This window comes from Providencia sp. PROV236 (assembly GCF_033676985.1).
In the GTDB taxonomy this organism is placed as follows: domain Bacteria; phylum Pseudomonadota; class Gammaproteobacteria; order Enterobacterales; family Enterobacteriaceae; genus Providencia; species Providencia manganoxydans.
On record NZ_CP096297.1, the window covers coordinates 1072006 to 1096451 of the forward strand.

At 37.8% G+C, this 24446-nt stretch carries 24 protein-coding genes; 11 read left to right on the forward strand and 13 right to left on the reverse strand.

Going from position 1 to position 24446, the window contains the following annotated elements:
• Position 1: 1 nt before the first annotated feature.
• Complete coding sequence (gene mutS / locus M1E96_RS04675) at positions 2–2563, reverse strand: DNA mismatch repair protein MutS (protein WP_369427386.1); 2562 nt, start codon at positions 2561–2563, stop codon at positions 2–4.
• A 230-nt stretch (positions 2564–2793) separates the two neighbouring features.
• Between mutS and M1E96_RS04680 the strand changes: the two genes are divergently transcribed.
• Positions 2794–4083, forward strand: a complete 1290-nt coding sequence (locus tag M1E96_RS04680) for a tyrosine-type recombinase/integrase (protein ID WP_369427387.1) — start codon at positions 2794–2796, stop codon at positions 4081–4083.
• 176 nt (positions 4084–4259) lie between these two features.
• Here M1E96_RS04680 and M1E96_RS04685 read toward each other — a convergent pair whose 3' ends face one another.
• The 3 genes from M1E96_RS04685 to M1E96_RS04695 form a co-directional block, all read right to left on the reverse strand.
• The gene (locus tag M1E96_RS04685) at positions 4260–5666 is read right to left on the reverse strand and encodes a hypothetical protein (RefSeq protein ID WP_369427388.1); all 1407 of its coding nucleotides are present in this window, start codon (positions 5664–5666) and stop codon (positions 4260–4262) included.
• A 203-nt stretch (positions 5667–5869) separates the two neighbouring features.
• Positions 5870–6667 carry a DNA translocase FtsK gene (locus M1E96_RS04690; RefSeq protein WP_369427389.1) on the reverse strand — a complete coding sequence of 266 codons (798 nt, stop codon included), beginning with the start codon at positions 6665–6667 and terminating at the stop codon, positions 5870–5872.
• A gap of 61 nt (positions 6668–6728) precedes the next feature.
• Positions 6729–7145, reverse strand: coding sequence for a hypothetical protein (locus M1E96_RS04695; protein WP_369427390.1), 417 nt, complete (start codon positions 7143–7145; stop codon positions 6729–6731).
• A 137-nt stretch (positions 7146–7282) separates the two neighbouring features.
• Between M1E96_RS04695 and M1E96_RS04700 the strand changes: the two genes are divergently transcribed.
• The 5 genes from M1E96_RS04700 to M1E96_RS04720 all read left to right on the forward strand — a co-directional run bounded on the left by M1E96_RS04700 (position 7283) and on the right by M1E96_RS04720 (position 9617).
• Positions 7283–7567 (forward strand): helix-turn-helix transcriptional regulator, encoded by a 285-nt coding sequence (locus M1E96_RS04700; RefSeq protein ID WP_047254928.1) that lies wholly within the window; start codon positions 7283–7285, stop codon positions 7565–7567.
• Between the two features lie 98 nt (positions 7568–7665).
• Entirely contained in the window at positions 7666–8007 is a 342-nt protein-coding gene (locus tag M1E96_RS04705; RefSeq protein WP_102780616.1) for a hypothetical protein, read from the forward strand.
• 9 nt (positions 8008–8016) lie between these two features.
• Positions 8017–8334: a hypothetical protein gene (locus M1E96_RS04710; RefSeq protein ID WP_369427391.1), complete on the forward strand. Its 318-nt coding sequence runs from the start codon at positions 8017–8019 to the stop codon at positions 8332–8334.
• 256 nt (positions 8335–8590) lie between these two features.
• Positions 8591–9025 carry a DUF2787 family protein gene (locus M1E96_RS04715; RefSeq protein ID WP_369427392.1) on the forward strand — a complete coding sequence of 145 codons (435 nt, stop codon included), beginning with the start codon at positions 8591–8593 and terminating at the stop codon, positions 9023–9025.
• A 70-nt stretch (positions 9026–9095) separates the two neighbouring features.
• Positions 9096–9617, forward strand: coding sequence for a hypothetical protein (locus M1E96_RS04720; protein ID WP_369427393.1), 522 nt, complete (start codon positions 9096–9098; stop codon positions 9615–9617).
• A gap of 9 nt (positions 9618–9626) precedes the next feature.
• Here the strand turns inward: M1E96_RS04720 and M1E96_RS04725 are convergent, their stop codons facing one another.
• A complete protein-coding gene (locus tag M1E96_RS04725) occupies positions 9627–10253 on the reverse strand; it encodes a hypothetical protein (protein WP_129467134.1) in 627 nt (208 codons plus the stop codon).
• Between the two features lie 315 nt (positions 10254–10568).
• Here M1E96_RS04725 and M1E96_RS04730 point away from each other — a divergent pair, with 315 nt between their 5' ends.
• The 3 genes from M1E96_RS04730 (at position 10569) to M1E96_RS04740 (ending at position 13798) form a co-directional block, all read left to right on the forward strand.
• Positions 10569–10766 (forward strand): AlpA family transcriptional regulator, encoded by a 198-nt coding sequence (locus tag M1E96_RS04730; RefSeq protein ID WP_047254922.1) that lies wholly within the window; start codon positions 10569–10571, stop codon positions 10764–10766.
• A 102-nt stretch (positions 10767–10868) separates the two neighbouring features.
• Positions 10869–11936 carry a hypothetical protein gene (locus tag M1E96_RS04735; RefSeq protein WP_369427394.1) on the forward strand — a complete coding sequence of 356 codons (1068 nt, stop codon included), beginning with the start codon at positions 10869–10871 and terminating at the stop codon, positions 11934–11936.
• A gap of 356 nt (positions 11937–12292) precedes the next feature.
• Positions 12293–13798, forward strand: coding sequence for a hypothetical protein (locus M1E96_RS04740; RefSeq protein ID WP_369427395.1), 1506 nt, complete (start codon positions 12293–12295; stop codon positions 13796–13798).
• A gap of 246 nt (positions 13799–14044) precedes the next feature.
• Here M1E96_RS04740 and M1E96_RS04745 read toward each other — a convergent pair whose 3' ends face one another.
• Positions 14045–14764, reverse strand: a complete 720-nt coding sequence (locus M1E96_RS04745; protein WP_369427396.1) for a hypothetical protein — start codon at positions 14762–14764, stop codon at positions 14045–14047.
• A gap of 490 nt (positions 14765–15254) precedes the next feature.
• Complete coding sequence (locus M1E96_RS04750; protein WP_369427397.1) at positions 15255–16211, reverse strand: hypothetical protein; 957 nt, start codon at positions 16209–16211, stop codon at positions 15255–15257.
• Between the two features lie 463 nt (positions 16212–16674).
• Between M1E96_RS04750 and M1E96_RS04755 the strand changes: the two genes are divergently transcribed.
• Complete coding sequence (locus tag M1E96_RS04755; RefSeq protein WP_006536548.1) at positions 16675–16839, forward strand: hypothetical protein; 165 nt, start codon at positions 16675–16677, stop codon at positions 16837–16839.
• Here M1E96_RS04755 and M1E96_RS04760 read toward each other — a convergent pair.
• Positions 16836–17453 carry a Fic/DOC family protein gene (locus M1E96_RS04760; RefSeq protein WP_369427398.1) on the reverse strand — a complete coding sequence of 206 codons (618 nt, stop codon included), beginning with the start codon at positions 17451–17453 and terminating at the stop codon, positions 16836–16838. The two genes, M1E96_RS04755 and M1E96_RS04760, sit on opposite strands and share 4 nt — an antisense overlap.
• Before the next feature lie 1200 nt (positions 17454–18653).
• On the opposite strand from M1E96_RS04760, the gene M1E96_RS04765 reads away from it, so the two are divergent.
• Positions 18654–18923, forward strand: coding sequence for a DUF1471 domain-containing protein (locus M1E96_RS04765; RefSeq protein ID WP_140181443.1), 270 nt, complete (start codon positions 18654–18656; stop codon positions 18921–18923).
• 219 nt (positions 18924–19142) lie between these two features.
• Here M1E96_RS04765 and M1E96_RS04770 read toward each other — a convergent pair whose 3' ends face one another.
• The 5 genes from M1E96_RS04770 to tetR form a co-directional block, all read right to left on the reverse strand.
• Positions 19143–19496 (reverse strand): RidA family protein, encoded by a 354-nt coding sequence (locus M1E96_RS04770; protein WP_272580278.1) that lies wholly within the window; start codon positions 19494–19496, stop codon positions 19143–19145.
• Positions 19497–19498: 2 nt separating this feature from the next.
• Positions 19499–20740 (reverse strand): D-amino acid dehydrogenase, encoded by a 1242-nt coding sequence (locus tag M1E96_RS04775; protein WP_140181445.1) that lies wholly within the window; start codon positions 20738–20740, stop codon positions 19499–19501.
• A gap of 156 nt (positions 20741–20896) precedes the next feature.
• Positions 20897–21802, reverse strand: a complete 906-nt coding sequence (locus tag M1E96_RS04780) for a LysR family transcriptional regulator (RefSeq protein ID WP_140181447.1) — start codon at positions 21800–21802, stop codon at positions 20897–20899.
• 329 nt (positions 21803–22131) lie between these two features.
• Complete coding sequence (gene gltS / locus M1E96_RS04785) at positions 22132–23337, reverse strand: sodium/glutamate symporter (protein WP_272580277.1); 1206 nt, start codon at positions 23335–23337, stop codon at positions 22132–22134.
• A 486-nt stretch (positions 23338–23823) separates the two neighbouring features.
• Positions 23824–24435, reverse strand: a complete 612-nt coding sequence (gene tetR / locus M1E96_RS04790; RefSeq protein WP_070926381.1) for a tetracycline resistance transcriptional repressor TetR — start codon at positions 24433–24435, stop codon at positions 23824–23826.
• Between the last annotated feature and the right edge of the window lie 11 nt (positions 24436–24446).

Consider the following 24446-nt stretch of genomic DNA (forward strand, 5'->3'; position numbering starts at 1 on the left):
ACTACTTATCCATTTCCTTTAAGCGATATAACCAGTCTAACGCCTGCCTTGGGGTTAATTTGTCAGGATCGATATTCTCTAAAGCACTTAACACAGGTGATGGTTCTTCTTGCGCTAAGAAACTTAACTGTGCGCTGTCGACATGACTAGAGTTGGTATTATTTGAAATCAGTTCTAATTCTTTAAGTTTTTGTTTCGCACGTTTAATGACATCTTTAGGTACACCAGCCAGAGAAGCGACGGCTAAACCATAGCTTTTACTAGCTGCGCCATCTTGAACATTATGCATAAATGCGATGGTATCACCATGCTCCATCGCATCTAAGTGAATATTAGCGGCACCTTCTAATTTTTCGGGCAAATTAGTGAGCTCAAAATAGTGGGTTGCAAACAAGGTCATCGATTTTATGCGGTTGACGAGATTTTCTGCACAGGCCCAAGCGAGAGATAGGCCGTCATAGGTTGAGGTTCCTCGACCTATTTCATCCATTAACACTAAACTCTGCTCCGTCGCATTATGTAGGATATTTGCTGTTTCGGTCATTTCAACCATAAACGTTGAACGCCCAGATGCTAAATCATCGGATGCGCCGACTCGTGTAAAAATACGATCGATAGGACCGATGATGGCTTTAGTCGCGGGGACGAAGCTACCAATATAAGCCAGTAAAGTAATTAATGCAGCTTGGCGCATATAAGTACTTTTTCCGCCCATATTTGGGCCTGTAATAATGAGTAGACGTCGCTGTGGTGACAGAGAAAGCGGGTTTGAAATAAATGGTTCACTCAACACTTGCTCGACAACAGGGTGACGCCCTTCAGTAATTTGAATGCCGGGCTTATCTGTTAATTGTGGGCAATGATAGCCCAGCGTTTCAGCGCGCTCTGCTAAATTATTAAGTACATCGAGCTCAGCCAATGCTTCCGCACTAAGCTGTAAATCAGCTAGATGTGGTAATAACATATCAAATAGCTCATCGTAAAGCGCTTTTTCGATTGCTAACGCTTTGCCTTTTGAGGTTAACACTTTATCTTCATATTCTTTTAATTCAGGGATGATATAGCGTTCAGCATTTTTCAAGGTTTGGCGGCGCACATAGTGGATCGGCACTAAATGGCTCTGACCACGACTAACTTGGATAAAATAGCCATGAACCGCGTTGTAACCAACTTTTAATGTATCAATGCCAAGCTTCTCTTTTTCGCGAATTTCAAGGCGATCTAAGTAGTCAGTTGCGCCATCGGCAAGTGCTCGCCACTCATCAAGTTCGCTATTATATCCGGGGGCAATAACACCGCCATCTCGTACTAGAACAGGCGGTGCATCAATAATAGCGCGTTGTAGCAAATCTTGTAGCTCATCGAACTGATTAATACGCTTTTGTAAGTTTTGCAGATATTCGCTGTTTGATTGGCTTAGAATTTGATGAATATCCTGATATTGCTCAAAGGCATGGCGCATTCGCGCTAAATCACGCGGGCGTGCTGAACGTAATGCTAAACGCGCCAACACGCGCTCTAAATCACCAATTTGGCGTAACAAAGGTTGCAGTTCTAAACCACACTCTTGCAAAGCTTTGATTGCTTGTTGGCGATTATTCAGTGTTTGAATATGACGAAGTGGGGTATGAAGCCAGCGTTTTAACATGCGGCTACCCATTGGCGTGACACATAAATCTAATATGGATGCGAGAGTGTTTTCTGTTCCACCTGATAAATTTTGTGTAATTTCTAAATTACGGCGTGTTGCCGCATCAAGAATGACATTATCTGTTTGTTTTTCCATTACAATGCTGCGGATATGCGGCAATGCGGTGCGTTGTGTATCTTTGACATATTGAAGAAGACAGCCCGCAGCACGTAGTGCTCTTGTCGCATTTTCTACACCAAAACCAATAAGGTCTTTTGTGCCGAATTGTAGACCTAACTGCTGCTTCGCTGTCTCTAATTCAAATTCCCATAATGGACGGCGGCGTAAACCTTTACAGCCTTCAATCAGAGCCATACTGGCAAAATCTTCTGAATAAAGTAATTCAGCAGGGCGAGTACGTTGTAATTCAGCTCGTAATGACTCTTCATCGTCTATTTCACTGATAATAAAGCGACCTGATGTGATATCCAGTGTTGCAAACCCATAACCTTGAGCTTCTTGCCAAATCGCTGCCAGCAAATTATCTTGCCGCTCATTCAATAAGGCTTCATCAGTAATAGTACCTGGAGTGACAATTCGAACCACTTTCCGTTCAACTGGCCCTTTGCTGGTGGCGGGATCGCCAATTTGCTCGCAAATTGCCACAGATTCGCCCATTTGCACTAATTTTGCTAAATAGTTTTCTGCTGCATGGTGAGGAACACCCGCCATTGGGATGGGTTGTCCCGCTGTTTGGCCTCGTTTGGTGAGTGAGATATCTAGCAGTTGAGAGGCTTTTTTTGCATCATCGAAGAACAGTTCGTAAAAGTCCCCCATACGATAGAACAGCAGTATATCTGGATGTTGTGCTTTTAGTTTTAGATACTGCTGCATCATTGGTGTGTGGGATTCTAAATTTTGGCTGTCAGTCATGGGGTTGTCTATATTAACTTATTGAATTAACTTGATTCTATGTTTTTTCATTGTCTCATAAGATCTCATTATATCTTATAAAATATCACAGAATCCCATATATAAGTGTAGGTTAAAGTGTAGGTTGTTGGCGGTGATATGGTATAATGGGCATAACAAAACTGACAACCTACACTTTTCACTAAAAATCTTTAATTATCTTATAGTCAGCGCTAAACAAGGTAACACTTATGAGCCAAAAGCAGCCAGCAAAACCCTTATCAACCAAAGCTATTGAGGCAATGAAACCTAATAGTAAAAATAGGTCTGATACAGGTGAAAATACAGGTTTACGTGTATTCTGTGGTGCAACAGGCATTAAGACATTTTTCTACCGTTATAGTAGCCCAGTTACACATAAACTTGTACAGCTAAAGATCGGTAATTTTCCTCAAATTTCACTGAGTGAGGCGAGAGTTAAGTTACAAGAGTTGAAACAGTTACGTCAATTAGGCCGATGCCCCGCGACTGAGATGAAAGAAGAAAAGCAATATAAAAAACAGGAACAACTCCAGCCGCAAAAAACACAGTTAACAGTAAAAGAACTTGTTGAGCTTTATTTGGTAGAACGAATTGAAGATCGCAAAGGCAAAGATGGTAAAACGATTTTTGGCTCAAGAAAGAAGAAAGGGCAAATGGAAGTTCGTCGTATGCTTGAAGCCGATGTTGTTCGTGTTTTAGGTGAGCTTATGGCGCATGAGGTGACTCGAAAAGATGTGATAGAGCTTGTACGTGAAATTGATGGGCGAGGTGCTAAGGTTCAAGCGGGTAATGTATTACGTGAATTGTCAGCAGCCTATGAGTTTGCAATCGGTCTAGAGTATTTCGAAGATAATTTCGCTAACCCTGCTTTATTGGCTAAATCGAGCTTGCAGCAAGCTAAGTTTAAACTAACCAGTAACAAAGGTACTCGTTATTTAGATGATAATGAACTCAAGAAATTTTTAGCATGGTTGCCTAGTTCTGCTTATACCAATGTCGTGAAAAATGTTTTCCGTTTGACTCTCTGGACGGGTTGCCGAACTGGTGAAGTGTGCGCAATGGCTTGGGATGATGTGGATCTTGAAAAAGGGACTATTCATCTGAAAGAAACCAAGACAGGAATTGAACGTTACGTGCAATTGCCGCATCAAGCAATCATTTACTTGAAATCAATGCGCATGAACTCCGATAAATACCTTTTTCCATCTCAAGTAACAAAACTACCTATCCAACAAAAGTATCTAACAGAATGTGCATGGCGTTTACGTAAAGAAGGCAAAATGTTAGATATCCCTGATTGGTCACCTCATGATTTACGCCGTACCGTGCGTACTGGGTTGGCTAAATTGGGCTGCCCTAATGAAGTGGGCGAGGCGATACTTGGGCATTCACGTAGCGGTATCGAAGGAACGTATGATTTATATGGTTATGAGAGTGAATGCAAAGTGTGGTTGCAGAAGTGGGCGGATCATATGAAACGTTTATTATTGGAACACTAAATAAATAGGGTGTTTGTGATATTGAATTTAAATTGAGTTATTTTTTGCTTTTACTCAAAAACATGTTTGTTAGAAGACAATAAACATACTTGTATGTAGCAATAAATGACCATCTCTATATAGAGGCAGCCATTTATGAGATTATTATTTGATACTTTATTATTAAATAATAAGAACTAGGGCTTATTAATTAGATTTAATTTAACCCAATTAATTATGGCAATTCTGATTAATTTACTAAAGTTTATAATGTCTGTAACTTGCTCATTGAATGTAAAAGCAATTTCTCGCTGAAATTCTATGTTGTATTCATTAAAGTGGAATTGGCCAGCATGGAAGTGTTTAGAGCGGATACTGTAAAAATAGTCTGTTAATTCTTTATCGAATCCATCTTTACTGTATTTAATCATGAACTCAGAGAACTTCATTCCTTCACCAATAGCTAGAGCTTCAATGGCACAAACTTTGTATGATTGAGCCGCAGTCGGATGATATGCTGCCATTGTTAGCGCGAGGTTGTAAAGACGAGAACAAGCAAGAAATGCATCCTTCTTTTTTATGTCAAGCGAGATTAAACTTTTAAAGAAAATGCGTATTTCAGCAGGGAATATCATTTGGTTGGTAAGGAAATTGAGTTCATCTGATAAATTTGGAGAGGCAGTTCGATCTTTTGAACCTGAAGGAGAGATAATATTATGCTCTCTAAATTTTTCATCAAGAAAAATACTATTTGGAGAAATTTTAATAGTTGATGTAGAGTAACATTCAAATCTTCCGTCTTCTTTTTCTCCTGCAAAGTTTACAGACATTACACCTAAATTATTAGTATCAATCTGCTCGTTATCATATAAATCCTTTAGCCCATAGTGATTATCTTTTACTGCTAGTCCCAGTTCGTAATCAACAAAACCTGTTCGATACCGATAGCATTCTAATATACCATTTTCACCTTTTTTAGTAAAAAGTCTAAATTCCGAATTTACCATTTCAAAACCGCAGTCGAGAAGTATAGAGAGGTAAGCATTAACATTACTAGTGTGATTGTATGCAATATTGCGAGCATGCTCAATATTAACAGCATAAACTTCAATATCAAACATAAGTATTTGTTCAGTTAATGGCTCATTCTTAGGCGGTAAATATATAGGTTTTATTAAAAACTTGGGCTCGCTTTTTATTAATATAGAGTTCTTTATTGGATAACAACAATAGTATCTTGAATATGTACGAATAGTATATTTTGTTAATTCTTCATTGTGATCATTTGATAGAATGTCATGGATGAGATTTAAACTAAAAAATTTTAAGGTATATGAGTTAATATCTTTAATTCGTTCATTGATAGATAGTCGCATTCCATTAATATAATGCTCATCAAGTTTAAACTCTATATCAAGTTTTACTTTTTGGCCTTCTATGACTGCAATGGTTTTGAAGCTTAGCATACGTTCTGTTGACGAAATTTCTCTGGTTAGTGAAGTCATCTCCTCTCCTATTTTTTCTATAGAAGAACGAAGGTGGCTTAATGTATGCTCTTTTATTTTTAGTTTACAATCATGTAGATAACTTAATTGTTGTTCCATAATTTACTTCCCTAAATTCCTTAAACTATCTCTATATAAAATGTTCGAAAGCGAAGGTTGACGGAAAGCATTGGTAGATATTGTGACTCGACTAATTGAACCTAGTCCAACCCCCTTGCAACCTGAAGTATTTCGAGTATACCTAGAGACCCTATTATAAAATTATTGTTTATGGAAGGTAAATATGCGAACTAGGCTTATTGTTAATACTGACTTTTCCAATAAATCAAATACCGCAAATAATCCCCTCCATCCTCTTGCAGCCCATGCATCAACGGTTTCATGCTTTTATTGGGTAAGTCAGGCCACTCGCCAATTCCTCTGGGCTGATAAATATTTTCTTCACTTAGGCTTTCCCATCCTGCTTCATTTGGTACCCATAAACCTTGCCATTCTTCTTGTGCTATTCGAGGAAGTTTCCAACAGGGCTGATAACTAATTCGTCCATGTTGCCGTAACACGTCCAATGGAGTTTCAGGGCGCAGCGTGGCAAGGAAGCGGTAGGAACTAGCGTTATTGCGGAGGGGATCCTGATAAATGTCATCGCTGTCAGTATCAGTCAGGTATTCAAAGGGGGAAACAGATTTCAATATATTGGCTGTACCTCCTTCAATCTCGATTTCTTCAACCCAGACCACGATACGTTGCCAGACGATAGCCTGAATCAAGCAACGGTATTCTAGGGATTGCGTATCCAGTGGTGAATCAGTGAATAACGGTGTCTGTGCTGTTTCAATAGGTGCTGCAAAGGCCGATGCATCAAAAGATCGGTAGTGAGTTGGGTATCCCTGCACTTCACGATAATCATACTGATTCAAAGGCGTAATCACACCCAAATATTCAAGTTGATAAATAATGCGCTCAGCACGATGAAATCCTATTCGGAAATGATGCTGTAAACGTCTCGGTGACGCTCTGTTAATGAGAATGACATAATCAATGGCTTTAGCTGTCAATGGGTCATAGCTGCTGTCTAGCGTGTTGTGATGAGATAACTGCATAGTGCCTCTGAGTCAGTGACGAAAATACAGTTATCAAAATAACAAAAGATATTAAAAGATACTAATTTAATTCTTCCTGTTTCATAGTGAGTGCATTTTTTAATAACGCTTTTCTTTTCTCAACTGACAGTGATTTGTAGATTTCAAGCAAAAGGTTAAGATCTGCACTTTCTACGGATAGCGTGTTTTGCTTGATGAGCTCTTTTTCATCCGTGTTTAGGATGACTTTAAATGCATCAATATGATAGAGGTCGCCACGCTTATTAGGGTTCTTCTTGCGAAAGTGGGGATGAAGAGCCGTGATTGACTCTAGACGGACTCTAACGCCTTTCGCGGTGGTAGGGATATCCATATCTTTATATTCAGGGTAACGTGTTGGATCGTCAGTTTTTTCTTTTCCTATAGCTGCAAGCTCTCCACTGGTAAACCAGAGTTTGGGTACGTTATCCGTTTCAGTTAGTTGTTTTTTATCAGTCATGATTTTTATAAATTCCATACATATCAAAAGGATAAAATAACCGCACTAGAAAGATGTTAAAATCATAAAGATATCTATTGATAATTCCCTTTAATTGGTTTTTAATAGACGAGGAATTAAACAGTGGAGTTATTACTATGTCTAACCCTGTAGCATCTCAAAAAAAGCCCCGAAAAGGAAGCGCTGCGGATTGGCACCGTGCGGATATTGTGGCGGCTTTGCATAAAAAAGGGGTCACATTAGCGCAATTATCTCGTGAGCATGGTCTTTCTTCTCGGACGTTAAATAATGCGCTAGAGCGAGCGTACCCAAGAGCTGAACAGATTATTGCGGATGTGATTGGCACGGCTCCTGAAACAATATGGCCGAGTCGTTACATCAATAAGCCACCCTCTAATAATCGTAGAAGGTTATTGAAATAGCCTAAATATTTACCCTTGCCTATCGGTAAGGTATTGCCCCCGTTCTAGCGTCAACACCATGGAAAAAACCCTTAATTCATTTAATTGAAGGAACAGTCATGTCTATCAAAAATAAATTGCAAAAAATTCGAGAAGAAAACGAAGCGAAAGGATTAAATGATCCGGCTTTATTTAAACAGCGTTTGTTAAGCGGTGGTTTTGGATTAGCAAAAACCTTTTGGCTATTTTGGTTTTTACCGATTTTATTCTTAAATATCGTTGAATTTTTTATTACTAAAAAGGTGACATTGAATAAAGTGGAAGCATTGATTCTCATTTGGGATGTTTGCTGTTTTTACTTTATCGTGAAAATACCGAATCGTCGTGCTTGGTATTACGTGGCGTTGGTTGTGATTGCGCTCGATATATTAGCAGGAATAACCGTGAATTTTCTGCTGTAAGGTGACAATGTGAAAATGAAACTTAACCAGTGGATGAAATTAAGCGTATTAACGGCGATGGTTGGTTTAACGGGATGTAATGAGAGTACCGTTAATTGTAATAGTGATGGTGCAAAAGCATTAGCGTTACAAGTGGTCAATCAACATGTCGGTTGGGCGATGTATGAGCAGCTTGAGAATGTGCGAACGCAACGTCAAAATGCAGAACGAGGCGTTTATCTCTGTGCTGCCGAAGCAACGGGAAAAGCGGGTTCTGTCACGGTAATTTATTCCGTGCAGCTCACGGATGATAAAAAAAGTTTTGTAGTTACGTTACTCAACGGTTAATCGCTATGCCAGCCTATTATTAGGTTGGCATTTTATCATTTGACGTTTCTATTCTTTCATTCACTTTCCACGTCAATATTCCCCCGCCATAAATAAAAATCACGGTACGTATATCAAAATAGCAATGATGGCTAAATGCATGTAACTGCATGATTATAAACAATAAAATGCTTTACTTTGCTAATATTTATGATAAAATATGATTGGGTTGTGCTTAACAGTTTATTTCCACTTTTTTATTTAAAGGCCACTTTATATGACTATTCATCAGTCAGGGCTACGCTTGCCTATCGCACAAGCTTTTAGCCAATTGTTATTACATGAACTGAATAATTCAGTGATTAACTCAGCGATTGATTTAACCACTGTTAGGGCGGTTACCTTAAATTTTCGAGACCCATTGTATAGTGCTGAAACAGGCGGTTTCCATCCTGTCGAAATACGTTTGTTACGGCTGCATGAGCAATGGCAGTTTGATTATGTGACAGATTTTTCATACATGGGAAGCTATTATCCTGAGCTTGAAAAGGAACTCGATATTTGTTGGTCGCAAGGTTATGTTTATCATTTTTTGATGGGGGATATTGATGAAGAAGAGGGCGGAGCACTGTTTGAACTGTGGCAACGCAATTTTATTCAATACCACAAAATGAAATGTTATGAAGTCAGTATTCAGTGGGAAACCCACTAATTAAGTAAAAAATAATACCAGCGCTGGTGATTCCATTAAGTACAGTACAATCAATAGAAGGTTTGAGTTGATGTTGATACCGTCCAAGCAAGGGGATTTAGATTGCCTCTGTGGGATTTACAGTCTGGTGAATATGAGTACATGGTTCTATGGCGACCGCATTAAGCCCCGCCCGTTATTTAATTATCTTTTGCGTGAATACAGCGAATACTGGTCACTGTACAAGTGTTTAACCCAAGGTATTGATATTCCTGAAATGGATTACTTGATTAAGCGCCTAACCTCAAAATACCCATCACAAGCCCCTCTACGCGTCACCACGCCATTTCGTTACAGAGATGGACTTACCACACAAAAAATACTGTCTGCTTGTCAGGCATTCTTAGGTGCTCATACAACGTCACGTCGGCTTATTCTTCTGGGTGATCAGTGGCATTGGTCGCTGGTGGAACATATGGACAGTGAATATCTCTATTTCTTTGATAGCCACCAGCAAGAGAGAGTAAGCCGCGCCAGCTATGGGTTACGAGGAAACAAGGTACGGCGGTTGTATAGTGAATCAATATATTGGATTGAAATCAAAAATATTTGAGTTATGTGTTTATTCCCATCCTTTTTCCCATTCTCTGTCTTCGTTTAAAGAATTAATGTATTTATTGATTCTTTTTTTGTTAAGAATGGCTTGAATATCCTTAGGTTCCCAGTCTTTACCTGCTTGAAGTGGAGTTTTATTCTTGTAATAGTCGGATACGTAGTCGGCTATTGATTCAGTATAAGGAACTCTACGTTTAGCATTGTTAAATGCTTTTGCAATACACTCATGATCACCATCAGACCCTCTAGGAGGGTTATTTTTAAAGTAAGTTGCCATTTGGTGATATTTGGATAGTGTCAGCCCCTCAATTGTTTTTGGTACCGTTAAACTTGGTAGTGAGTGTTCTTTTTTAGGGATATTCTCTTCTGTTCTATAGCATTTGTTAATGCAAAAATCTATTAACTCACTCAAATATTCCGTAACTAGCTCCTCTTCATCGAAGTCCTTACCGAATCTACTTTCACTAATTTTTGCGAGTTTTTTTAGACTATCATGACTTAGATATACTTTTTTTAGTGGAAGTCCAACGCTTGCCATAAATGTATTTCGATCTAAATGAGATTTAGCGCTTGGGCTATTAGTATCGTTCTGGTTAACCTTTTGAGTTAATGCTTCTTTTTTCATTTTTGCCATCGGTAGCCTTTAAATATGTGATTACTATTTTGATGGTCATTATAACCGAATAGTTGAGTCTCAACTATTTTTATTGAGTCTCAACGTTAATGTTCAATATTAACAAATGGTTACGTGACATTTAAGTTTTGTACTCATTGAGACTCAATCTATTTAATGTAGTTGAGTCTCAATTTCTCATGAAAAAATAAAATATTTTTCTCATTTAATATCAATTTGTTATGTGATTTTTTGGGTTTTTTTTAGTATTTCGACGTTAAGCTGATTGGTCAACTTGTAAAGGAACAGCTCCTTAACTATTTGGAGTTATGTCCTATGCAACACGAACACTTTTTAACTATTAAAGACGTTTTAGCAATCACGAAGGTTTCACGCGCGACACTATATCGTTGGATAAAGGCAGGCGATTTTCCAGCTCAATATTCATTGACCGTATCAGGGCGTACTGCTCGTTGGAAAAGTAGCGAAATAGTTCAATGGTGTGAAAAATGCGTAAAAAAAGGGGGATGCTAATGTATTCCTCTATAAGCCAGTTATATACCCAATTGATATCAATATATTCATTATACCAGTATCTAGTTGAATACATGATTAGTGCCTCTGAGGAGGTGCATCATGCGTAAGGTATCTATTGAACAGATTGATAATCTCATTCGTTCGGTCAAGTTAGGTAAAAATCGAGTAGGGCAAAAGATGGTCGCTAGGTTCGACAAATTGGCTTTTGTCACGACTTGTGAACCTAAATATTTGGAGCGTATTTATAAATCTCTGGAGAGGGTGATTACTAATGATGTTTTTCAAGTAAAAACCTATATTCCTATTGGTGATATGGGAGAGTTGTATCATTCGGCTATTTACATCAAGAACAAGAAAAAACCTCATCAATATGTCGTTATTCATTATCACCCAACAGGAAAGGGGAAGAGGGGGGAATTTCGCGTTGAATTCAGTCCTCAACACTTTCGTAAAAAAGAGCTTAATGCTCTCTTTATGTGGTTAGGTAGTGAACCGTTATTAGGCGAATATTTATTTAAGCTCTTAAAATCAGCGTGGGTGACGCGTATAGATTATGCACTAGATACTTATGGACTTAACATCGATGATTACTTTATTCACCTAAAAAGTGCGAGTAAAGGTAAGGTTAATAAGAATTCATCAGATGGTGGGTATGGTATTAATTTGGGCAGCCGCAACTCTGAAGTTTATGCATCTGTCTACACTAAATGTGATGTGGGTGACGATATATCAGATATTGCAGAGGAAGTTGATGAACTCGGTAATGTCTTGGTTGATGTAGAACAGTATCCGAAATTTTTACGCATTGAGTTACGTTACCAGCCAAAAAAACAAAAACTGTTATTAAGTAAGATTAATAGTATGACTAATTTACTCGAAAAAGTGATCTTCATTGACACTAAGGTGATATCTGAACTATCCGCGTTAGTTCCTGACTATAAAGAGCTGACGTTGCCAGAAATAAAGGCATACATTAAAGAGAAATACCCGAATAAGGTATTGAAAAAGTTTGATCGTTTATTAAAAAAACACAATGTGAGTCTAATTAATAATAAGAAGCTATGGGGTAAGCTTTATTTGCTGATTGATAAGCTCGGCATTCTTGGCGTTCCAGCTCTTTGGCAGAAGAGTTTGCGTGAAGAATGGGCTCGCAAACACGGTTATTAGTAGCCTGTATCACGGGTAATGGTGTTGGGTCGCTGCGGCGGTATAGTGTGGCGACTCAACATAACAATATCATGTATATATCAATGCTGGTTACCAGCATAACAATAGCTTAGCAAGCATCATAAGCATAATGGCTATGAATATAACATGGCTATAGTATGGGGATATTGGGATTAGCTATTTTCGTCTAGACCGCGAGTTGTTGGTCTTAACTGATCGCTTTGAGTAGCTGGCACGGGTATTTGACGCTTTCTCGGTTTTTCTAATTACCTACTAAAAAATGGGTTTAGGGGTTAACCCCACTAAAAAAGGTATTTGCGTAATTCAATTTACTATTAACAACATGGTAAATTGAAATGAAAGCAGCATATATCACCAAAGATAACATTCTTGTCACAGAAGCTACAGTTGAAGTCTATAAAGCGATTGTTCTGAGCGTTCCCTTTGATAATACCGTCGTTCAACGTCATAAATCCCAATATTACGGTGAAATTGGCTTGTTCTTACAGCATATTATCTGTAGTGCGACGGTTAGCAAAAATACGAAGAAAAAAGCGAGGTTTAAAGGAGATAAAAAGTGGACGTATTCAGTACCATTTCCCGCTGGACTGGGGAAAGAAAAAGTCCCTATGGTTTTTAAGCAAAGCCGTGATTTAGGCTTAGAACGTGCTTTAGAGTGCTTAGAACAAGCTAAAATTATTAAAATTATCCAACATAGCCACGGAATCCATAAATGCCGAGAATTCGCGTTATCAAAAAGTGTTCTTAAAGCTCTATTTCCCGGTAAACGAAAGGATTATCTTAAACGTATAGATCGCTATACCTATTTGACGAATATTTTTGATAAGCGCAAGAAACCCGAAACACTGTATGAATTGATGTTAAAAAGCTCATACAGCGTAAAGGCGCCTAAGCATAAAACATCGAAACGAGCCATCGAAAATGCCAATTTTAGACAGCGTGTTATCGGTGTGTATCAACAACTCGAAGCATTACCGATCAACCTTGATAGACTACAAGAATATTGTAATGACCATCCTACTGCAAAGAATAAGAGCTTTTATTTTAATTTTATCTCTCATTTGATGGAGGTAGGTGTCAAGGTGATAAGTGAAACGCCGCTAATAGTTGAATATCGACAAGCGTATAAAACAGCTAAAGTGGGTAGCCGTTCTTTTGAGGTAGGTACAGGGTTTCAATATTTACCTAGCAAGATGAAATGGGCATGTTTAGCCAACGGGTACAATTATGATATTAAAGGGTGCCAGTTGGCTATTCTAGAGCAAGAATTCAATAAATATGGAATTAGCACCGATTCACTATCTGTATTAGAAACCGACTTTATCAAAGATACGCTAGGGGTTGATGAGAATCTCGTTAAAACTATCCGCTACGGTACTATATTTAATGCAGGTTCTGTCAGTTTGTCAGCGAAAGGAAGTATGGTGAAAAAGCTACAAAAGCTCTATTCTAACGATTATGTATCAGAAATACTGGAACATTGGAAATTAGAAACGACAGAGCTATGCGAAAGCATAAATCAACTCATTGACGAGTATCTAAAAATAGGAAAGAAAAATAGGCATGGGCTTTCTGTCGTGAATGAGGTTGGGCAACCATTCAATACCACAAAGCAAAAAACAAAAAATGGGGAGTGGAAAAAATGGCGTCGTGATGTGATGCGACGTAAGCTACTCGCCCACATGATTCAAGGCTTAGAGAGCAGAGCAGTCTATGATTATGTAAGCTCGCACAGCGGTGTTTGTGCACTAGAACACGATGGGTTTGTTAGTTTATATGAGCTGTCTGATGGTGATTGGCAGCATGAGTATTTGAAGATAGTGCTGAAACATAGCGGTTAGCCGTGAATCGAAGCTAAAATTAATTTTGGGGATTAGTTTATATTATCTCCATAGCATAGAATTATTTACAGGTTCCCTATCCACCAAATGTAGGCACCATACTAAGTTAACTATTCGCTGAAACATATTTCAGATCATTTTCGAGTTAAAGCATTAACTTTAACTCGCTTATTTAGGATTAAAATTTTTATGGGATAACATCTCAAATAGTGACGCAGCATTACTTCGTCCGAGTGTTTTGACTTGTTACCTTTTTTTCATGACCTTGAGTAACTCAAGTGGTAAAATGTCATCCAAATCAGAAAATTTCTTATAAGTAATGATTCTTTTGGATTTAATGTCTACGGGCAAGTCGTCCAGTAGCTGAGATATTAGAATTGTTGTTTTGTCTAAAGCATGCGCTAGGCCTAGCTCATATAGAACATTGGGATTCCTACCTCCTAGATTAGCAACCACCACTTTAGCTTGCACAATATTCTTTAGCACATGTGAGAATATATCACCTTTAAAATTCTGTTCATCACCTCTGATGCAGCGGATATCAGCCTTATCACATATGTTTTTGATTGCTTCATAGACACCATCAAATTCACTATGGAACGGCGTGAGAACAAAAACAAAATCTTTTTCTTGTAAGTCGGATTCTTTAAGTCCTGCATTTTTCAGAAAATCATTTAGTTTAAGTTCAGATTTTTCAATGAGCGGGCTTTTAGAGTTCCCATCAAGTTGAAGGTGATAGGTATCTTCGAATCTTGATACGGTTTTACTAAGGCGCTTATTCAGTCCATAAATTTCTGATTCTACGTTATGGCGAAGAAGATCTAGCTCTATGCGCTTTTTCTCTTCGTCATATCGTGATTCTCTTTTCTTTTGCATTGTGTAAAACATCAATGCCATTACCGCGGTCATTGCAAGCAAAAGAATAGCAAAAGAAACTATGAATTCAAATGAGGTCATACCAGCCATTACTTCACCACCTTAATAACTAAGAAGCAGAATACAGCGAAAGTGAAAGCTATATTTAAGACCCAGAGCCAGAACGAGCACCAATATCTGTCTTCATCAATGTACTCTTTACAAGGCTTATATAACGCTCCGAGCTGAAAAACAGCTATCACCAAAATCTCGATGACTAAAGTTCCCCTATGATCGAGCCAATATTGTATCAATGCAGTTGACGATATTGCTACAGAGAGAGCAACAAAGGTTAAGTCTACAGGTAACCCCAAAGCGATATCCCCTAACACTGAAGGAGTACTTTTTTTGTTAACAATGAAGCTCCGCAAGATGGCACTTAGCAGCACAAGGAGTGCAGGCAGTATAAATGCTTCCACTTATCATTCTCCGTGACTAATCATTTTTTGTTTCCTCAACGCGATCTTAATGAATATAACGTATACGTAATAGGCGAAAGCTAGCGAGACATTAATCGATACTTTTGTCAGACCTTACTTTATCAAAAGAACGGCTCTTCTATAAGTTCAGATCTTCTGGGTTTAATCTTTATTGAAAATTTTTCGTTAATATCATTTAGCAAGTGAAGAAACCATTCAGGCGCATAAGGTGAAACAAAAATATCTTCAATAAGTAGGTCTAGATCACAGGGGAGAAGCTTTCCTTTTTCATTGCATTTCATATCCGTTAAAAGTGCTCTGACTTCTTTTTCATGCTCGAAAGATTTCCTTTTTCGCCAAAAGGCATTATTTGGGCCAGCATAGTTTTGATTAAAATCAATATATTTCACCCGCCCAATATTTATGGATGGATCACGACCAAGTGACTCATACAACCCTTTGTAAGATGTTCGTATTGCAATCGCATTAGGAAGAAAACTGGAGTATAAGCGCCACATAGCTTCAGATTCATGTTCGCTTTCATGCCAGCAGTTTACGAAAGTGCTTTTCTTGCCAGCTTTCCCCCCCATCTCCATTTCTTTTAGTAAGCGCAGAGCATCTTTTTCAATTTCCTCTTTGGAAAGCTCACATACATACCCTTCAGGGGGATTCATAATTGCACGTCTGAAGAATTCTAAATAATGGGAATCCCATCGTTCTTTGTTCTTCTTAATTCCTTTGGCTCCTTCGTACAAGTCATCAAAACAATCTGTGCGAGTAAAATATATAGACTTCGAAGATAGTAAGCTTACATATTTAGTGAAGTCCATGTAGCGCCATAGCTTTGTTTCTTGGGCAGGAATTTCGTATGGCCTTGGGCTAAAGTAATGCCTTATAGCTGTTTCTTTGAGACTGTGACAGCAGTTATCACATACATATAGTGGCTCATCATTTTGACTATAGCCTAAGTGAGAAGTATTACCCTCTTTAAATAAATGACCACAGGAGACGCAGTGATCATGATTTTCAGATGAAAGCCTGCGTAAGTCCGCAGTTAATCTATATGTCATTTCTTGCATGGAGTACCAAGTGGCCTAACAGTTTATTAGTGATGAGTGCGTTTACCTTATTAGAACAGTGAAAATACGCACAGTTAACTACTTGTATATAAAGAATTTATCAGTTTTCTATCAAATACGCCATCTGGAAAAATGCACATGCAGATTTTTCAAAACCACTAACTAATTTGAAAATTTTATCAATTTGATTTTAATGAATTTTTTGGTTCTAATCTGAGGAGATGGTACGTAAAAAAATAAGTATGGAAACACTCAAAATTTATACGAAGTGGTGGAAAGAATTGGTCATCATTGATATCGAACGTATGGCTAATTTGATATTTCGTATTTTCGCACCTCACTCAAATCAAGCTGAAATGAAACAACATTGTGCTGTAAAATTTTTAACTAGAAAAGTAATCTATGTTGCCATATAAACCAACGATGATAAAATGAACTATCGCCAGTTTGAAGTGAGACTACCATGAAAAAGAATGAATTAATTCAAGCAACAAGACCAACTCGTACTCAACTCATTCGCTCGGTAGCAACCTCTACGGCGATTGAAACAGGGCAGGAGTCCCGTCGCCTTGAAGAAGAAATGAAAGCAAAGCGTGAGAAGTTTGGGCATTTGAAACTGGCGATTTAGTTCGCTTTCAAGGCTTCGTTAACCCAATATTTCATGGGTTCATAGTTAAGGTTTAACCCTGCGTGGATTGCTGCGATGTACTGCTCGGGGTGTTGAGTCCAACTTTCATAGTCTAACGGCTGAAACCCTGCTTGTACTGCCATCACATCAGCGAGTAGTCGCGATAAGCGCCCATTTCCTTCCCTAAACGGATGTATCAGAATTAGTTCCACATGTACTGTTGCTATAGCTTCTATGACTTGTTCTCGGCTCATATTGGTGCAGGGTGTGTACTTCGCTAGAAACTCTTTCTCAAATTGAGCAAGTAACTTTGCAACACGTCCCGCAGGGGCAAACATAAAGCCACCCTTGCTAATATTCACCGTACGTAATTGACCAGCCCACTCGTAAACATTCCCTAACCATTGGCGGTGCCAACGCTGAATAAGTGATACGGTAATTTGCTCTGTGGGGAATTGTTCTTCAAAAATGACTTGATACAGTTTTTCTAACAGGACAAGCTCAGCATCATTGATATCATCAACGTTTGAAAGCCCTAGCTTATTAGCTAGCACTTCTTCATCAGAATCATCAGCAAATTTTCCTTCGCTATTAGATACATCATATCTATTCATTTTATACTCGTCATACTTCAAGTTGCAGCGTTGTTGACTGTGTTCATTCGCACTAGTCACATACTTATGTATGCTCCTAGCGACTCATTTGCTTGTCGCCTAGCTGCACCTCGAATTATTTAGAGTATAAGCACAGGCTAGGTTAAAGAAAATAATAACTATCTATAAATCAACGGATTAATTAAGTGTAGGTCAAATTATAGGTTTTATTAAAAAATTAATAAATATCGTTATATATCAATATTAACACACCCATGCATCATTGGTGTGTGGGATTCGAAGTTTTGTTTATCTGTCATAGCGTTATCTATTATTACTGATTAAGTGATGGCGTTCTACGAGTATGATGCGTTTGATTATATTTTACTTAGTACTGATAAAATACCAAAGAATTCGCCTAATGAGGGTTTAAAGTCTCTGTATTGTATATCGTTTCAGTAGAATTTCATTAGCAAACATAGATGTTTGGTTAAAATTTAGGAACAGCTTCGCAGAAATCAAATGTACTTAGCTGTAAGTTAGGTCGTTGGGCAGTATGATAGGACGTTAGGCTACACAGATGTTATTGCAACCTCAGCTAATAAAGTGAAACATTCTGCCGAGAACATTGAAATCTCTGTCGTTTAGTGTGTAATTTTCTGGTTTTAACTCACTTATTTTTTATGAGGGGGCATGCGAACTAAATGGAAAATGGATAAATATTCCGTATATGTTTCAGTTAACACATTAATTGTACTTAATTCTGCTATACTACAGCCATTGCTTTAATCTAAGCATAACTATTAGCAGCATAATCCGTATTTAATTCATTACAATTACCAACCCAACGTATTTAATATTATTAAAAGGAAATGAATAGTTGCTATAACATAAAAATATCATCAATCCCTAACTTATCTCATTTTGATAATAAATATTATATAACAGCTAACTTCATTCTTTTATCAATGTAATCTTTAATTAAATTATCTTTTGTAGATGACCTTATTTTGATTTAATAGATTGATGCATAAAAATCTTTAAAATTAAACTTATTAAAACTGAAAATGAAATAATAAATATTCCCTTGTTTATTAATAAGTAAGGGCTGCTCTGTGGTTTGATTTTTTATACTATGCTGATAAGCTATTGACAGACTATTTATAAATAACTAAGGTTACTATTATCTTATTAACTAATATAACTCAAGGTGCTCTTAAAATGAATAAATTAAAATCAGCAGTTTTATCTTTAGCTTTATTAAGCCCATTAGCATTTGCGGCTACTGAAATTAATTATACTAAATCCCTTGATTTAAAATTTGCAGGTACTGTCAATGTTGTTATGAATGAAGGGGTTGTTAATAATTATGTAGAAGCTATTTCACAAAAAGCGGATGAAAAGGGTGCGCAATATTTTGTGATTACTTCAGTTGAATCTGAAGGTAGTGGTAATAATGTTTCAGTGACAGCGAGTTTATATAAGAACTAATATATATTCGTTATAATTTAAGTTGTCGTGCTGCTAACTGAGTTCACGCGCATTCGTTTTATAGGCTCTATGTTGCTAGTGACTCGTTGACTAGCGGTACGATAAATTATTTAGAATAGATTTTTTATATTTCAAGCATGAATGTTTGAAAGATAAATTTAAGGTCGCTTTTATAACATATATTTGCGACCTTAATCATTTAAACCAAAGGTTACGCAGTTAAGCTTGAGCTGCGGTCACCATAACTTCAACAAGCACTTGATCACGAGCCATGTTGGCTTCTACAGCTGCGCGAGCGGGGCTACTTTCTGCTGGCATCCAGGCTTCCCAAACGCTGTTAAACGCTGCAAAATCACGCTCCATATTTTTAATCCACACTTGAGCAGAAAGGATCCGTGATTTATCACTACTACTGGCGGCGAGTAATGTATCAATTTTAGCAAGTACCTCTTGCGTTTGGGCGGTGATATCGCCAGTCAGATCGGTAGGAACTTGACCAGACAGATAGACTAAACCTGCATACTCAACACTGTCAGCTAAACGTGGTTTTGGGTTATTACGTTTGATCATCATAGTTATCTCGTTAATCCAGTTAAAGATATTGGTGAATGTTGCCCTGTGACTAGTTGGCTGAGTATTACAGCACTGCCTGCCGCTAATGTGAATCCTAAACTACCATGACCAATGTTTAACCAAAGGTTGTTGTATTCGGTTTTACCTAACATTGGAGGGCCTTTCGGGGTTGATGGGCGCAAACCACACCATGTTTCAGCATCATCAATGCTTTCTAAGCGAGGGAAGGTTTTTTTAATAATGTTTTTTAGCGCGACAATTCGATTGTTACGTAAGCCAAATTTATCATAGCCAATATCAACCATAGCAGCGACGCGTAGCTGTTGGTTGAGTTTTGCATAGACAATTTTATTACCATAGTCGGTCACATTCACTTTAGGGACAACATGCGGCTGTTCAGGATAAGGAATAGAAAGGCTATAGCCTTTTAATCCCAACATTGGAATATGAATGCCTAAAGGCTGTAGTAATTGGCGGCTACCATTACCAGCACAAACAATCACATCATCAGCAGAAATATTTCCCTGATTGGTTACAACTCCTGTGATACGTTTTTGTTGTTTAATAAATGAAATGACAGAGTGTTGTAAACATAATTTAAAATCAGTTTGTGTCGATAAATATTGAAGTAAGTTTTTACAGAATAAATAACAATCCGCACTTTCATCATCAGGTGCATAAATTGCTCCGACGAGTTGTGATTGAATATTTTTGAGTGAAGGCTCAAGAGTACTAATTTCATCTGCATTTAAAATTTGTTGAAATTGATGATCAACCGTTTCACAGGCTTTATTAAAGCTTTTTTTGTCACGATGAATAATTAATTTACCTGATTTTTCCCAAGCAAAATCACCAATATCACCATTAGTGCGCCATGTATTCATTATTTCCTGGCTTAATAATGATAATCTTAATTGGTGAGCACCATTAATTTTATTTGTTTTTCGATTACAGGCTAATGTAAATTGTGCTAGCCAAGCCCATTGTTGGAGTGAAAATTGTATTTTTAAATTGAGTGGAGAATCATTTTTTCCCATCCAACTTAAACCTTGTAATGGTACACCTGCATCAGCTAAAGGGGATACATAGCGGTAGCTAAGTTGACCACCATTGGCAAAACTGGTTTGCATACCCACATCGGATTCTGATTCTAATAAAGTGACTGCATGACCAGCCTTTATTAACGCATATGCAGTACTAAGACCGATAACGCCTGCACCAATGACCACCACATGTTTTTTCATCGTTATATACTCGTCATACTCCAAGTTGCAGTATTGTTGATTACGCTAACTCGCGTTAATCATTCATTTACTTACCGCTTAGCTGTTCCTCGAGTGATGAGAGTATTCGCAGCTAATAATAACGGAAGAGTTATTATTTAACGGCGAATGAGTTAACTAAACAATTGAGTTTTCATTGCTGGAGTATAACTTTTGGTTAACTCCTTTATTTCTTTTTTCGAGGGTTTGTGACAAGGTGTTTACATAATTTTGTGCGGCTTTAGTTAATGGTCTGTCTGCACGATGGAAGACAGAAACAGCCAGCTGTAGGTTTTCTTTGAGCGGATAGATCATTGATTTTGGCAATGTATGCTCAGCTGAGAAAATATCGGTAATACTGCAACCCAAACCCGCCCGAACAAATTCTGCTGCCATATGGTAGGTGTGTACACTAATATTTGAGACAGAAAACTCATGGTATCGCTGTAATAATTGCGATAATGAGTCTGAACCTGGGTGGATCCAGCGTTCTTGATCAATATCTGCGAGTGAAATGGGTCCTTGGTGTTTTTCGGTATCAACATAAACCAAAGGAATTTCGGCGATCGGTAATACGGTAATGCCGCCTTCAATAGCAAGGTTAAAGCCGATCCCAATATCCAAATCTTGTTGGGTTAACAATTGCAGAATATCAACGGTATGGTGAGTACCAATAGTGAGTTTAATATTAGGGTGTTTTTTAATAAATTGTGCAGTCACTTCAGGCACCAAGTTTAAACCGAGGCTTGGTAAGCAACCAATAGCTAATTTACCTTGTGGGTTTTTTGATAAATTTTGAGCCAAAATTCGCAGGCGATCTAAATTTCGATATACTTCTTTGGCTTCATCAAACAATAACAGCGCTTCATCTGTGGGTAATAATTTACCGCGGATCCGTTGAAATAATACTAGCCCTAATTGCTGCTCTGCGTGTTTAAGTGCCTTACTTGCTGCGGGTTGAGATATGTGTAAAACCTCAGCTGCACGAGTTAATGAGCCGCAAGTCATTACCGCGTAAAAAATATCAAGATGTCGTAATTTCATTCTATGAGCCTTAAATTTTTATCTCAAACGCTATTCTAGCGAATAAATTACAAATATTCAGGCAAGTAGGTCAATATTCACGGTTTATACTCGTCATACTTCAAGTTGCAATGTTGTTGGTGTTCTTCATTCGCGCTAGTCACATCTTTTTATGGTTCCCGCGATTGATGTACTTGCCGCTTAACTGCCGTCGAATTATTTAGAATATGGATGATTTTATTTTATTAGGTGGGAGCGGATTAATTTTAGATTTTTGATGACGAAATAGCTCAGTGTATACCCCATCATCCATAACAATGGTTTATGAGGTACACACTGAGAGAAAAGCGTTAATTCAAGTAGGTTCCTATCTCAATAAATATTTTAATTAGAATACTATTGGCAATATCTACGATAAAAGCACCAACCATGGGAACAACGAGGAAGGCTTTATGTGATGGTGCAAATGCTTTGGTCACCGTTTGCATATTAGCAATAGCTGTTGGTGTAGCCCCCATACCAAATCCACAATGTCCCGCACTAATTACGACGGCGTCGTAGTCTTTCCCCATCATCCTGAAGGTAACAAAGCAAGCAAATAACACCATAACCACGGTTTGTACTGCGATAATTATCAGTACCGGCCCTGCCATACTGGCGAGTTGGCCAAATTTTAATGACATTAATGCCATGGCTAAAAACAGTGATAAAGCAACGCTACCCAGTACATCGACGGTAGGCTCAAAGACTTCGTGTTTAAATACATGAGCCAAAGTATTACGAATAATAATACCGACAAATAAGCACCATACAAAAGTCGGTAATTGGAATACAGTATCTTTAAATAAGGTACTGATATAACCGCCCACAACAATACAGATAATTAGCATTGAAATGGTTTCGATAACATTATTTGCGTTAATTTTTCTCTTAACACTCGGTTGTTCGAAAGCTTCAACAATAGTGTCGCGCTCTTGCTCAGTCGCTTTTGGAATAGTGACTTTCTTTAATAAATGGCGTGCAACTGGGCCACCAATAAGTCCGCCTAATACCAAACCGAGTGTTGCACAAGCCATTGCTAACTCTACGGCACCCTCAACCCCATATTTATCTGCAAGTATTGGTCCCCAAGCACCCGCATTACCATGACCACCTGTCAAAGTTACTGAACCGGCAATTAAACCAATGAATGGACTTTCATTCATTACTACTGCCATTCCCATTCCTACGGTATTTTGAATCGCGATCAAAATAGTTACGGCGATGGTTAATAAAACAAGGGGTTTTCCGCCTTTAATTAATCGTGAAAAATCGGAACTTAATCCAATCGAAGAGAAAAATGCGATCATTAATAAGCTTTGTAATGAAGAGTCGAATATAAATGTGTAGCCTGATGTTTTATCAATAATTAACAGAATAATAGCAACAATAAAGCCCCCAACGACGGCTTCAGGGATGTGGTTTTTTTGGAGAAATGGTGTAAATTTGACCACAAACATCCCAATCAGTAGCGCGACACAAGCGACTAATAATGTATAACTGGCATCTAAAGTCATTATTTTACCTCAAGTAGTTTACCAGATTTTCACCATAACAATTTAACATTAGTGAAAAATGAAATTACTTTGCTTAACCAATTTTTAACAATGAGTTTTGTTTGGGTATCCATAACCTTTGGTTAATAGAGGTATAATTTAATCGGAATGTGTTTGTTGAGTTTTACTTAGTTGGTTGAAATGTTATTTTTCTATTTAACTCGATAATCCTAGTTACCATGCGGCTCAGGTAAGACCTCTCACAATATATGTACGACAGGGTTGAATAAATAATAAACATTGCCAATGTGATGAGGCTAATTACTCGGTATGCCTCACTAATTTAAAGAACTGTGAAGTACGACATAAAACTATGATGCTTTTATTTAGTGATTTATCGGTGTGTGATTTTTTATTCGTCGTCATTGAAAGGGAAGATAACCCGACGAGCAGGCTATCGAGAAACGATCACTTATAAAAAAGTGAGTGTGATATTTAAAATATATTTTAAACGTTAAGCTGTTTTTCTAATCCACTAATAATCATTTCAAGCCCAAATAAGAACGCAGGTTCGGCGCCTTGTTTATCTAGTAATGTAATAGCTTGTTGTAATAGTGGCGGAGTCAGGTTGATATCTGAATTCTCACGTTGATCTTTGGCTGCTTGATGCTCTTGATCTTCTAATACACAACCTAATGTAAAATGGCCAATTGCACTAAGGGCATATAATGCATGCTCTAATGAAAAGCCTTGCTGACATAAAAATGCTAACTGCTTTTCAATGGTTTGATATTGTTTCTCTGTTGGTCGAGTTCCCAAGTGTACTTTAGCGCCATCACGATAGCTTAATAGTGCACATCTAAAGCTTTTGGCATTATTGCGCAAAAAATCTTGCCAACTTTCCCCTTCTAAAGGGCAAAAATGCGTATGGTGCTGTTCTAACATTTCAACGGCTAATGCATCAAGCAATGACCGCTTATTTTTAACATGCCAGTACAGTGTCGGTTGTTCGACACCCAGCTTTTGTGCCAATTTTCGTGTTGTTAAACCTTCCATACCTACTTCATTGAGTAGTTCGAGTGCGCTACTAATGACTTTGCTTTTGTCTAATTTTGCCATGTTCGACTCCT